Here is a 13,560-nt window from a genome sequence, read left to right as displayed (position 1 = left end):
AGCACGCGCATTGTCCCACACCGGTGGTCCCGCGCAGTTCGAAGGGAGTGCGGGGCCCGGCCCTGCCTGCCTCCTACCTCGTAGGAACTACGAACTGCTGTTGATGAAGCGCGACAGGCGCTCGAACGCCGTCGCCACGTCCGACGCGCGCGGCAGCAGCTCGGCGCGGTCCTCGGCCTTGGCGGCGTGTTCGACCGCCTGCGAGGCTTCCGCCAGTGGCGCCGCGCCGACCAGGCGGGCGGCGCCCTTGAGCTTGTGCGCCTGGCGGGCGACCGCGGCGAGGTCGCCGCGCGTCATCGCCGCCTGCAGTTCGCGCAGGTCGGCCTCGGTGGTCTTCAGGTAGTCGTCGAGCAGTTCGCGGGTCAGGCCAGGATCGCCGCCGGTGATCGCCTCCAGCGCGGCGCTGTCGATCGGTGCGGGCGCGCTGCTGACCTGCGGCAGCGGCGCCGCCGGGCGCGCCTCGGCGATCGCCGGGCGGGTATGCGGCAGCCAGCGCTGCAGCGCCGCGACCAGTTCCGGGATGCTGACCGGCTTCGGCAGGTACTGGTCCATGCCGGCGGCGAGGCAGCGCTCGGCCTCGCCCTTCAGTGCCGCCGCGGTCAGCGCGATCACAGGCGTGCGGCTGCGGCCGCTGGCGGCTTCCTCGGCGCGGATCGCGCGCGCCATCTCGTAGCCGTCCATTTCCGGCATGTGCACGTCGGAGAGGATCAGCGCGTAGCGGCCGCTGCGCCAGGCGGCGAGGCCCTGGCGGCCGTCGGCGGCGGCCTCGCTGGCATAGCCGGCGAGTGCGAGCTGGCGGGCGATCACCAGGCGGTTGGTCGGGTGGTCGTCGACGATCAGCACCAGGCTGCGTTCGCCCAGCGCCTCCTCGACGGTCGGCAATGGCCGCGCGAGGAAGCCGCGCGACGGGTCGGCGGGGGCGTCCTTCTCGAGATCGGCCTCGGCTCCGCGCGGCAAGGCCACTTCCAGCCGCAGCGTGGTGCCGGCACCGGGCGTGCTCTCCATCGTCACGCGCCCGCCCATCAGCTCGGCGAGGCGGCGGGCGATCACCAGGCCGAGGCCGGTGCCGCCGAAGCGCCGTGTCGTGCTGCCCTCGGCCTGCTGGAAGGGCTGGAACAGCCGCGCCTGCTGCTCCGGGGTGACGCCGATGCCGGTGTCGGTAACGCGGAAACACAGGCGGTCGCCGTCGCCTTCGCGGCCGCGCCATTCCAGTGCGATCTCGACCATGCCCTTCTCGGTGAACTTGATCGCGTTCGACAGGAAGTTCGCGAGGATCTGCCGCAGGCGCAGGCCGTCGGCGACGTGCGCCGGGCCGACGCGGTCGTCGATCGCACAGGTCAGCACCAGGCCCTTGCTCGAGGCCGAACCGGTGAAGTTGGCGACCGTCGACTGCACCAGCCGCGGCAGCGACACCGTGGTCGGCGCCAGGTCCATGCGCCCGGCCTCGACCTTGGAGAAGTCGAGGATGTCGCCGATGATCTGCAGCAGCGACCGTGCCGACTCGCGGATCACCTCGACGGTACGCCGCTGGTCCTCGTCGAGCCGGCTGTGCTGCAGCACCTCGAGCATGCCGGTGACGCCGATCATCGGCGTGCGGATCTCGTGGCTCATCGCCGCGACGAAGCTCGACTTGGCCTCGCTGGCCTCGCGCGCCTGCGCCTCGCTGGCGCGCAGCTGCTGCTCGAGCTCCTTGATGCGGGTGAGGTCGGTGGCGACCGCGAGGTAGCCGACGGTCTTGCCGCTGCCGTCGCGCATCAGCGAGGTCGCCATCAGCACCGGCACCCGGCTGCCGTCGCGGCGCACGAACTGCCATTCCAGCGGCGGCGAGCCCTGTTCGATCAGCAGCGGGATCAGGCCGGCGTCGGCGGCGACCTCGCGGTCGAGCGCGCGGGTGAGGTCGGCGGCGACGCGGGTGGCGTCGTCCGGTGCCAGCAGGCGGTCGAGGCCGGCGGCGCCGACCATCTGCTCGGCGCGCCAGCCGGTCAGGCGCTCGGCGTAGGGGTTGAAGCTGGTGATGCGGCCGTCGAGGTCGATCGACATGATCGCCACCCGCGCCGCCGCGAACAGCGAGCGCTGGAACACCTCGCGCTCCTGCAGCGCGGCGCGCACCTGCTCGGTGCGCAGGAGCTGGCTGTTGAGCTGCTCCTCGAAGCTGCGCACGTCGTCGCGCATGCCGAGCAGGGCATCCATCACTTCCGCCAGCTCGCCGCTCGGGCGGTAGCGCGGCACCGCCTGGTAGTCGTGGCGGCTGATCTGGCGGGCGACCGCGGTCAGGCTCTCGACGCCCTTGTAGATGTTGCGCAGGAGCTTCTGGCCGACCAGCGCGACGGTGGCCAGCGTCAGCAGGCTGAGGAGCGTGCGCAGCCAGGCGGCGCGCTGGCTGCCGGTTTCCTGGGCGCGCACCAGCCGCTCGGCCTCGATCATCTCCATGTCGCCCAGGTGCTTCATGCGGCTGGTGACCGGGTCGATCGACGGGTACAGCGCGGTGTCGGCGAAGCGCCCGAGGGCGACGATGTCGCGCGCCTCCAGGAGGCCGCGCAGGGTGTGCGCCGCGGTGTCGGCGCGGACGCGGGCGCGTTCGATCTGCGAGAACAGCGCCTGCTGCTCCGGCGTGCGCTGCGCCTTCTCGAGTTCCTGCCAGTGGCGGTCGATGCGCAGGCGGGCGTGGTCGACGGCGATGACGCCCTCTTCCCAGCCGATCAGGTCGTTGCGCACGCGGAAGGTGGTGTCGACGATGTCCAGGCCATAGGCGTCCGACACCGCCTTGATCCGGCGCAGGTTGGCCAGCGACTCGTCCTTCAGGCGCAGCAGCGATTCGCGGGTGGCCCGGCGCTCCAGCTCGTCGATCGTCAGGACCGCGGCGCCGGTCAGCAGCAACAGGCCGAACAGGCCCAGCAGCTGGACGCGGATGCGGAACCTGCGACCACGCGCCTCCTGCATGGGGCGCGGCCTAGTGGTGGGTCTGCCGCCAGCGCTGGATCGCGTCGGGCAGCTGTTCGCCCGGCACCGGCGGCGAGATCAGGTAGCCCTGGGCGAAGTCGCAGCCGAGCGAGGCGAGCAGCTGCCATTCGTCGACGGTCTCGACGCCCTCCGCGACGACCTTCAGCTCCAGCTTGCGCGCCAGGTCGAGGCTGGTCTCGATCATCGCCCGCTTGCGCGGCTGCGTCGGCGCCCCGGAGACGAAGCCGCGGTCGATCTTCAGTTCGGTGAACGGGATCTGCGACAGCTGCGCCAGCGACGAATAGCCGGTGCCGAAGTCGTCGATGCTCAGGCCGAAACCCTTCAGGCGCAGCCGCGCCAGCATGCCCAGGCCGCGGGCGGTGTCGCTCATCACCGAACTCTCGGTGATCTCCAGGATCACCTGTTCCGGCGCCAGCCCGTGCTCGCGCAGCACCAGTTCGTAGCGGTCGGCGACCTGCGGGCCGGTGAGGTTGTTCGCCGACACGTTCACCGACAGCTTCAGCGGCGTTCCCGCCGCCTGCCAGCGGGTGAGCCAGGCACAGGACTGCACGAGCATCAGGCTGGTCAGCTCGTCGACGAGGCCGGCCTCCTCGATCAGTGGAACGAACACCGCCGGCGGCACCATGCGGCCGTCGGCCAGGCGCCAGCGCGCGAGCGCCTCGACGCCGATCACCTTGCCGTTGCCGAACTCGGCCTGCGGCTGGAACCAGGGGCCGATCTCGCCGCGGGCGAGGGCGTCGCGTGCCTGTTCGGCGCTGACCTCGACCGCCACCGTCGGGCCGGCGCGCGCCGACTCGGATTCGTAGAGCGCGAGGGTGGCGCTGAGCTTGCCCGGCGTCAGCGGCTTCTCGACGCAGCCGAGCACGCGCAGGCCGGACGCCTTGGCCATCACCTGCACGGTGTGCAGCAGCGCCGGCTCCATCGCGCTCACCACCGCGATCGAGCGCGCGAGCTTCTCCTGCGCGACGATGCCGATGAACTCGACACCGTCCATGCCGGGCATGTCGAGGTCGACGAGCACGACGTCCGGCGGCTCCGCGAGATTGCGCAACAGGTCGAGCGCCTGGAAGCCGTCGGCCGCCTCGTGCAGGTCGCCGATGCCGAGATCCGCGAGCAGGCGCAGTCCCAGCCGGCGCTGGAAACCGTGATCCTCGACCAGCAGAACGCGCAGCTTCGCCAGGCTCATGGACGCTCTCTCCGGGAGACGTCACGACTTTACCCGCATGCAGCAGGGAGGAGGTAGGAGGTAAGAGGCAGTCCTCCCTCCTGTCTCCTGCCCCATCTTCGGGGGGCCTATAATCCGCGCCCTTCGCCCGCCGGACCGCCATCAATGACGCCGCCCTCGCCCGCCAGCCTCGCCGAGCGCCCGCTCGATCGCGACTACGACCTCGAATCGAAGTACACCCGCGAGCAGGGGCGCATCTACCTGTCCGGTGTGCAGGCGCTGGTGCGGCTGCCGCTGATGCAGCAGATGCGCGACCGCCGCGCCGGGGTGAACACCGCCGGCTTCATCTCGGGATACCGCGGCTCACCGCTGGGCGGCTTCGACCTCGAGCTGTGGCGCGCGCGCAAGCACCTGAAGGCCAGCGCGATCGAGTTCACTCCGGGCCTGAACGAGGACCTCGGCGCGACCATGGTCTGGGGCACCCAGCAGACCAACCTGTTCCCCGGCGCGAAGTACGACGGCGTGTTCGCGATGTGGTACGGCAAGGGCCCCGGCGTCGACCGCTGCGGCGACGTGTTCAAGCACGGCAATGCCGCCGGCACCTCGCCCTGGGGCGGCGTGCTGGCGCTGGCCGCCGACGACCACGCCTGCCGCAGCTCGACCCTGCCGCACGGCAGCGAGGGCGAGTTCGAGAGCGCGATGATGCCGGTGCTGAATCCGGCCGGCGTGCAGGACATCCTCGACATGGGCCTGCTCGGCTGGGCGATGAGCCGCTGGACCGGGCGCTGGATCGGCTTCAAGACGATCGCCGAGACGGTGGAGTCCTCGGCCTCGGTGAACGTCGACCCGCACCAGCTCGACATCCTGCTGCCGACCGATTTCGAGCTGCCCGAGGGCGGCCTCGGCATCCGCTGGCCGGATCCGCCGCTGAACCAGGAAATGCGCCTGCACCGTTACGCGGTCGCGGCGGCGCAGGCCTTCGCGCGGGTCAACCACATCGACAAGGTGGTGATCGATTCGCCGCGCGCGCGCTTCGGCATCGTCACCACCGGCAAGAGCTACCTCGACGTGCTGCAGGCGCTGGAATACCTGGGCATCGACCGCCGCTTCGCCGAGGACGTCGGCATCCGCGTGTTCAAGATCGGCATGACCTGGCCGCTGGAGCCGGTCGGCATCCGCGAGTTCGCGCGCGGGCTGCAGGACATCGTCGTGGTCGAGGAGAAGCGCTCCTTCATCGAGCGGCAGATGAAGGAGTACATGTACAACTGGCCCGCGTCTTCCGGGAGCGGCGGCGCGCGCCCCAGCATCATCGGCAAGTACGACGAGGCCGGTAACTGGGTGCTGCCGAGCACCAACGAGCTGACCCCGGCGACGATCGCGCAGGTGATCGGCGCCCGCATCCTGAAGCTGGGCCTGGTCGAGGGCAGCGCCGCCGACCGCATTCGCGACGTGCTGGCCTGGATGCAGGCCAAGGAAAGCGAGCTGGCGCTGCCGCGCGCGAACTTCCCGCGCGTGCCGCACTACTGCAGCGGCTGCCCGCACAACACCTCGACGGTGGTGCCGGAAGGCTCGCGCGCGCTCGGTGGCATCGGCTGCCACTACATGGTCACGTGGATGGACCGCAGCACCGATACCTTCACCCACATGGGCGGCGAAGGCGTGACCTGGGCCGGGCAGGCGCCGTTCACCGAGGAGAAGCACGTCTTCCAGAACCTCGGCGACGGCACCTATTTCCACTCCGGTTCGCTGGCGATCCGGCAGTCGATCGCCGCGAAGGTCAACATCACCTACAAGATCCTCTACAACGACGCCGTCGCGATGACCGGCGGCCAGCCGGTCGACGGCACCCTGAGCGTGCCCGACATCGCCTGGCAGGTGCGTAGCGAAGGCGTGCAGACGATCGTCGTGCTGTCGGACGACATCGCGAAGTGGTCCGACCGCTCGATCTTCCCGGCCGGCGTAGAGTTCTTCGACCGCAGCGAGCTGGACGCGCAGCAGAAGCGCCTGCGCGAGGTGCCCGGTACCACCGTCATCATCTACGACCAGACCTGCGCCGCCGAGAAGCGCCGCCGCCGCAAGCGCGGCAAGCTGCCGGACCCGGCCAAGCGCGTGGTCATCAACTCGCTGGTCTGCGAAGGCTGCGGCGACTGCGGCGTGAAGTCGAACTGCGTCTCCGTGCTGCCGCTGGAAACCGAATACGGCCGCAAGCGCGAGATCGACCAGAGCAACTGCAACAAGGACTTCAGCTGCGTGCAGGGCTTCTGCCCGAGCTTCGTCACCGTCAAGGGTGGCGGCCTGCGGAAGAAGAAGAAGGCCAGCGCCGCCGAGCGGCTGGCGAACCTGCCGGAGCCGGAAGTCCGCAGCGACCTCGACCAGCCCTGGAACATCCTGATCACCGGCGTCGGCGGCACCGGCGTGGTGACCATCGGTGCCCTGCTCGGCATGGCCGCGCATCTGGAGCACAAGGGCGCCTCGGTGCTCGACCAGACCGGTCTGGCGCAGAAGGGCGGCGCGGTGACCACGCATGTGCGCATCGCGAAGTCGCCGGCCGACATCCACGCCGTGCGCATCGCCGCCGGCGAGGCCGACCTGGTGCTCGGCTGCGACATGGTCGTGGTCAACGATTACTGGGCGCTGTCGAAGATCCGCGCCGACCGCACCGAGGTCGTGCTCAACGACTACCAGGCGATGCCGGGCCCGTTCACCCGCCTGCCGGACATGCGGTTCCCGGCGCAGGGCATCGTCGATGCGATCCGCACCGCGCTCGGCGGCCGCGAGCCGCTGCAGGTCGCCGCGACCGAGATCGCCACCGCGCTGATGGGCGACGCGATCGCGACGAACCTGTTCATGCTCGGCGTCGCCTGGCAGCGCGGCCTGGTGCCGGTGTCGCTGGACGCGCTGATGCGCGCGGTCGAGCTCAACGGCGCCGCGGTCGAGATGAACCGGACCGCCTTCGCCTGGGGCCGCCTCGCCGCGATCGACCCGCAGGCCGTCGCCGAAGCTTCGGCTTCTGCAGGAGCGTCTGTAGGAGCGGCTTCAGCCGCGATCAATCCCCTCTCCGACCTCGCCCTCTCCGAAACCCTCGACCAGCAGATCGACCGCCGCGCCGCCTTCCTCACCGACTACCAGAACCGCGCCTACGCCGGCCGCTACCTCGCCCTCGTCGACAAGGTCCGCGCCGAGGAAGCGCGCAAGGTCCCCGGCTCGACCGCGCTGACCGAAGCCGTCGCCAGGTACTACTTCAAGCTGATGGCCTACAAGGACGAGTACGAGGTCGCCCGCCTGTACACCTCGAGCGACTTCCGCGAGCGCCTCGCGAAGCAGTTCGACGGCGACTACACGCTGCACTTCAACCTCGCGCCGCCGCTGCTGGCGAAGAAGGACGCCGAGGGCCGGCTGCTGAAGAAGGAATACGGGCCGTGGATGTTCACCGCGTTCCGGCTGCTGGCGAAGCTGAAGTTCCTGCGCGGCGGCGCCCTCGATCCGTTCGGCCGCAGCGGCGAACGGCGCACCGAGCGCCAGCTGATCGCCGACTACGCGCGGACCGTCGAGCACGTGCTGCTGCCGAAGCTCGACGCCGGCAATGTCGCGCTCGCGGTCGAGATCGCCGGCGTGCCCGAGGGCATCCGCGGCTATGGCCACGTCAAGGAAGCGCACCTGGCGAAGGCGAAGGCGCACGAGGCCGAGTTGCTGGCGCGCTGGAACGGGGCCTGAGCCCGGCGGCGCGGCGGCATCGACGCCGCCGCGCTTGACACCCGGGCGGCGCCCGGAGTCTGTTGCGGCAACCCTGCCGCCGACGGACCTGCCGAATGCGCCTTCCGACCCGATCGCTGTCGCCGCTGCTGTTCGCCCTCGCCCTGCTCGCCGCACCGGCGGCCGCGCAGGAAGAGGGCAAGGCGGTCACCGGCCCCGGCCTCGCCGCCATCGAACTCGAACACGAGGCGATCGAACTGCGCTTTGCCGCGCCGATGGTCACCTGGGCGGGCCGCGATGCCGAGGTGCCGATCCGGATCACGCCGGCGCTGGACTGCCGCTGGTGGTGGGCCGATGACGTCCGCCTGCGCTGCACCCCCGACAGCCCCGGCGGCAGTCCGCTGAAGGCGGCGACGCGGTATCGGATCGAGATCGGCGCCGGCCTGTGGCTGCAGAGCGGCGAGGCTTTCGCACCCAGTCATGCCGAGGCGGACCACGCGCTGCCGCGGCTGTCGGCCGGCCTGGAATGGCCCGAGGACGGCGGCCGGCCGCAGCTCTGGGTCGACGGTGGCGAGGGCGTCGATGCCGCGGCGGTGGCGGCGGTGCTCGAGCTCGACTTCGACGGCCGGCCGCTGCGCTTCCGCCTCGAGCCGGCGAAGCAGCGCTGGTCACCGCATCGCCTGCGGGTGATCCCGGACGCCTGGCCGACCGCGCCGGGCGAATTGCGGCTGTCGGTGCGCCCCGGCCTGCGTTCCAGCGCCGGTCCGCTGCGCGGCACTGGCCAGCCGGCCTTGCTGGTCCGCCGGATCAACGAGCCCTTCGCCTTCATCGACTGGCGCTGCCAGGGCGCCTGGTGGGACGACACGCCGACCGCCTGCGCCGCCGAACGGCCGATCGTGCTGCGCTTCAACCGCGCCCTCTCCGACGCCGCGGTGGCGGCGATCGCCGAGGCGCTGCCGGCCGGTGCGCGCATCGCCGACGAGCCGACGCCGCCCTGTTACGTCTGCTACCGCGAGGGCCTGGCGCCGCTGCGCACGCTGGCGATCGTGTCGGATCCGCGCGAGGAGCCGTTGCGGTTCGTGCTGCCCGCCGGGCTCACCGCGGTCGATGGGGCCGCGCTGGCGACGGCGGTGACGGTCGAGATCGGCATCCTCGACCCGGAGCCGGCGTATCGGGTCGAGCCGCCGCTGAGCGTCGACGCAACGGTGGTGAAACCTTCGCGGGTCGAGGGCCGCAACCTGGTGCACGCCGATGAATGGATCGAACTCGCGATCGGCGAGCGCATCGAACTGCGCCGGGCCCGGCTGACGCCGCCGGCGCAGCGCAATGTCTGGGCCGAACTCGGGGTGCCGGCGCCGCTGGCCTGGCTGTCGCGCGGCGGTCTGTCTTTCGGTGGGCCGCGCGAACGCTCCGACGTCGCCCGCGCGACCGCGGTGGCGCCCTTCCAGCTGCTGACCTGGCGCAGCGGCGAGGAACTGCTGGTCTGGACCAGCGAATGGACCGATGCGAAGGCGGTCGCCGGTGCCGGCATCGAGCTGCTGCGCGTCGACGACCAGGGCGGCCATGAGGTGCTGGCGCAGGGGCGCAGCGGCGCCGACGGCCTCACCCGCCTGCGCGCGCCGGCGGAGAAGCTGCGCGGCTGGGAGGCGGACGCGATGCTGCTGGTGCGTGCACGCGCCGGCCGCCGCACGGTGGTCGTACCGGCGATCGAGAACCGGGTGCCGCTGCCGGGCAGCGGATGGCGGCCGCAGGCGGCGAACCAGGTCGCCTTCGGCAGCTCGGACCGGCTGCTGTATCGCCCCGGCGAAACCGTGAAGTTCCGGCTGTGGCTGCGCAACCGGGTCGACAATCACCTGCGGGCGCCGGCGGCGGGGACGCCGCTGACGCTGAGCCTGCGCGCCGGCTGGAACCCGCCGCTGCAGCGCTGGAACAGCGGCACCGACGATTTCGGCGGCGTCGCCGGCGAGCTCGAACTGCCGGCCTCGACGCCGGACGGCCAGTGGTGCATCGGTCCCGAGCATTCGATGAACGAGGGCGCCTGCTTCCTCGTGACCCGCTTCCAGGCGCAGTCGATGTGGGCGGCGCTGAGCGCGGAACCGCAGCGGGTGCGGCCGGGCGAGGAAATCGTGCTCGGCGTCGAGGGCGGATTCTATTCCGGCGGCAGCGCCGCCCATGCCGGCCTGCGCCTGACCGGCTTCGCGAGCGCGGAATCCTTCGCGCAGAGCCATCCGGAGTACCGCGAATTCACCTTCGCCGGCGGCGCCGGTGAGCCGGAAACGGAGCTGTTCGCCGGACTGGCGCTGCCCGCGCGGCTGGATGGCGAAGGCCGGGCCGTGCTCGCGGTGCGCGCCCCGGCGCGGATCGAGGTGCGCGGCAGCGACGAGGAGGCGCCGGCGCAGGCGCTGCCCTTCGCCCGCCTGCGCTTCAACGCCTATCTCGCGATGGCGGGCGAGGCGGAGATCGCGGCGCCGACCGCGGTCGTCGATTACGCCGCGTTCCCGGCCTATGTCGGCCTGCGCAGCGAAGGCTGGTGGCTGTCGCAGGATGCGGATCCGGTGCTGGAAGCGGTGGTGGTCGCGGCCGATGGCACATCGCGTGGCGTCGTGCCGGTGCAGGTGCGCATCGAGCGCGATGTCGCGAACGCCGACGACGAGGATGCCGCGCCGGAAATCGTCGGCCGCTGCACCCTGGTCGCCGGCACCGCCGCGCCCTGCGCCTTCCGCGCTCCGGACGCCGGTCTGTATCGCTTCATCGCCGAAGCCGGCGATGCCGCGCCGACGACGCTGATGCGCTGGATCGGCCGCAGCCCGCCGCCGGACCAGGACACGCCGGCGCTGCAGCTGCGCGTCGAGCGTCCGGCCGGCCTCGACGGCAGTCCGGCGCAGCTGCGCCTGAGCCAGCCGCACGGCCGCGCCACCGCGCTGATGACGCTCGAATACGGCGGCCTGCGCCGCGCCTGGATCGAGCAGGTCGACGGCGACGGCCTGGTCGCGATCGCGCTGCCGCGTGAGTGGGCGCCGGCGGCGACCCTGCGCGTGGTGCTGCGTCCGCATACCGCCGATGTCGATGCCGCGCTGGCGCAGCCGACCCTGCAGGCGAGCATCGATCTCGACATCCCGGCGCCGCCGGCGCGGCCGCCGCAGCTGCGGCTGGCCGAACCGACGCTGGCCCCGGGCGCGACCCAGCGCGTAACGGTGCGCAATGACGCGGCGGTCGCGCGCCAGTTCGTGATCGCGGTGGTCGACGATTCCCTGCACCAGCAGGCCGCCGCCCTGCATCCGCGCCTCGATCCCGGCCACGAGGGCTTCCTCGGCAGCCTGCGCCGCTGGCAGATCGGCGAGCTGCACGAGCTGCGTGGCTGGAGCCCGCGCAACCTGTTCTTCGACCCGGACGCCGAGCAGCGCAGCCGCGGCGAGAGCGAACGCGCACGCGACGGCTTCCCGCCCGCGCCCGCGGTGGCAGCACCGGCACCGCCGCCGCCGCCATCGGCCGGGCTGGACACCATCGAAGTCAGCGGCAGCCGGCTCAAGCGCAGTGAGATCGAACCCGACCAGGCCGGTGGCGAACCGCTCAGCGGCGGCAGCCGCGACGGCGCCGCCGACCCGCGCGTACGCCACCGCTTCGCCGATGCCGCGTACTGGAACGACGGCCTGCTGCTCGGCCCGGGCGAGTCGCGCGAGATCGCCCTGCCGCTGCCGGACAACCTGACCCGCTGGCGGGTGCTGGTCTGGGCCGCCGATGTCGGCGACGAGATCGCGTTCGCCGAAACCACCTTCACCGCCTCGCTGCCGGTCGAACTGCGCCTCGGCCTGCCCTCGCGGCTGTTCGCCGACGACGCGGGCGAGGCGACGGTGAATGTACGTGCGGTCGGTGCGCCGGCCCTGCTCAGGCTGCACGCCGAAGCCAGTGGCGCCGGTGCCGATGCGCGCCTCGACGAACAGGTGCGGGCGGCGGCGGATGCGGTGGTCGCGCGCGTGCTCGGCCTGCAGCCGGACCGCGCCGGTGAGATCGCCCTGTACGCGCGCGCCGATGCCGACCGCGGCAGCGATGCGATCGCCGGCCGGGTGCGCGTGCAGTCGCCCTGGGGCCCGCGTTCGCGGGTGCAGGCCGGCTGGATGCAGCCGACGCTGTCGCTGCCGGTGCCGGCGCTGCCGGAGGGCGCGCGTGAGGGCGAGCTGTCGGTGGCGGTGTCGCTCGGCGGCGCCAGCTGGCGCGCGCTCTGGCTCGACGGGCTGCGCGCCTATCCGCACCGCTGCTGGGAGCAGCAGCTCAGCCGCGCCATCGGTGCCGCGCTGGCACTGCAGGACGAGGCCGGCCTGCGCGCCTGGCCGGACGCCGCCGCCGAGCTCGAAGCGGTGCTGACCCAGGCGCCGCGCTTCCGCGACGACAACGGCTGGTACCACTACTTCGCCGAGAACGTCGGCCAGGGCAGCGGCCCGGGTTCGCTGCTGCTGAGCGTGCACACGCTGCGCGGCTACGGCCGCCTGCGCGCGCTCGGCGCCGAGGTGCCGGACACGCTGGTGACGCCGCTGCGTGATCTGGTGTCGCGCGGCCTGGTCGCGCGCCAGGACAACGTCCTCGCACCCTATCGCGGCTATGCCGGCGAAACCCTGGCGGTGGCGGTGGCGGCGTTGACCGCCACCGGCGGCGGCGTGCCGCAGCCGGTGCTCGACCGCCTGTGGCGCGACTGGGACGAGCTCGGCTGGCATGCGCGCAGCGAACTGGTGCGCGCGCTCGCCGCGACCGGCGACAGCCGTGCCACCGAGGGCCTCGGCCGCCTGCGCGAGGCCGGTGTCGATCACGGCCTGCGCCGCGTGCTCGCCGATCCGCGCAGCTTCGGCTGGGCCATGGGCTCGCCGCTGCGTGACCAGTGCGCGGTGACCGCGACCCTGTTCGAACTCGACCGCGACCCGGCGCATCTGCGCCGCCGCCAGGCCTTCCTGCGCGGCACCGCCGATCTCTATGCCGGCGAAGCGCGGCGCAGCGTCGATACCCAGGCGGCGCTGCATTGCCTGCTGGCCCTGCAGGCGGCGGATGCGGCGATGCCGGCGGACACCGCGCCCGTGGTCGAGGTGCGCGCCGGCGATGGCGCCGCCCAGCTGGCGGTGACGCCGACGGCGCCGCGGGCGGAATGGCGGGCACCGGCAGTCGCCGGTCCGCTGCAGATGCGCAGCGCCGAGGATGCCGACGCGACCCTGTCCTACGTCGCCCGCCTCGACTGGCAGCAGGACCTGCGCAGCGCGCAGCCCGAGGCCGTGGGCATGCAGCTCGAGCGCCGTTACGCGGTGCTGCGCGACGGCCGCTGGACGCCGCTGTCGGCCGCGGCGCCGGAAGTGCGCGTCGGCGACTGGGTGCGGGTGAGCCTGCAGCTGCAGGTGCCGGCGGTGCGCCACTTCGTGGCGATCACCGATGTGGTGCCGGGCGGCTGGATCAGCCGCGACCTGGCGCTCGCCGGCACCGCCGGCGACGACCTGCGCCGGCTCGCCGGCGGCGGCAGCTGGTGGTTCGACAGCCGCCAGACCGGCGCCGACGAAGTGCGGCTGTATGCGCAGTGGCTGCCGCCGGGTCGGCACGAGGTGCACTACTTCGTGCAGGCCACGCATGCCGGCCGCTACTTCGCGGCGCCGGCCGTCGCCGAGCTGATGTACGGCGAGGCCAGCCAGGCGAGCACGGCGGGGGCGCAGGTGCGCATCCGCCAGCCCTAGGTTCGCGGGCGCGGGAGCGCCAGCTCAGGGCGAGTC

At 72.5% G+C, this 13,560-nt stretch carries 4 protein-coding genes; 2 read left to right on the top strand and 2 right to left on the bottom strand.

Going from position 1 to position 13,560, the window contains the following annotated elements; genetic code table 11:
* Window positions 1-87 precede the first annotated feature (87 nt).
* Together K311_RS17725 and K311_RS0109680 are read right to left on the bottom strand one after the other, a co-directional pair.
* Window positions 88-2,940 (bottom strand): ATP-binding protein, encoded by a 2,853-nt coding sequence (locus K311_RS17725; protein WP_051239890.1) that lies wholly within the window; start codon window positions 2,938-2,940, stop codon window positions 88-90.
* 10 nt (window positions 2,941-2,950) lie between these two features.
* Window positions 2,951-4,147: an EAL domain-containing response regulator gene (locus tag K311_RS0109680; RefSeq protein WP_026817145.1), complete on the bottom strand. Its 1,197-nt coding sequence runs from the start codon at window positions 4,145-4,147 to the stop codon at window positions 2,951-2,953.
* 144 nt (window positions 4,148-4,291) lie between these two features.
* Here K311_RS0109680 and K311_RS0109675 point away from each other — a divergent pair, with 144 nt between their 5' ends.
* The gene (locus K311_RS0109675) at window positions 4,292-7,840 is read left to right on the top strand and encodes an indolepyruvate ferredoxin oxidoreductase family protein (RefSeq protein WP_026817144.1); all 3,549 of its coding nucleotides are present in this window, start codon (window positions 4,292-4,294) and stop codon (window positions 7,838-7,840) included.
* Window positions 7,841-7,935: 95 nt separating this feature from the next.
* A complete protein-coding gene (locus K311_RS0109670) occupies window positions 7,936-13,524 on the top strand; it encodes an alpha-2-macroglobulin family protein (protein WP_026817143.1) in 5,589 nt (1,862 codons plus the stop codon).
* Window positions 13,525-13,560: the final 36 nt, after the last annotated feature.

This window comes from Arenimonas composti TR7-09 = DSM 18010, from assembly GCF_000426365.1.
In the GTDB taxonomy this organism is placed as follows: Bacteria; Pseudomonadota; Gammaproteobacteria; order Xanthomonadales; family Xanthomonadaceae; genus Arenimonas; species Arenimonas composti.
The sequence above is the reverse complement of the archived record's forward strand: the minus strand, read 5'-3'. Positions and strand labels throughout refer to the sequence as shown.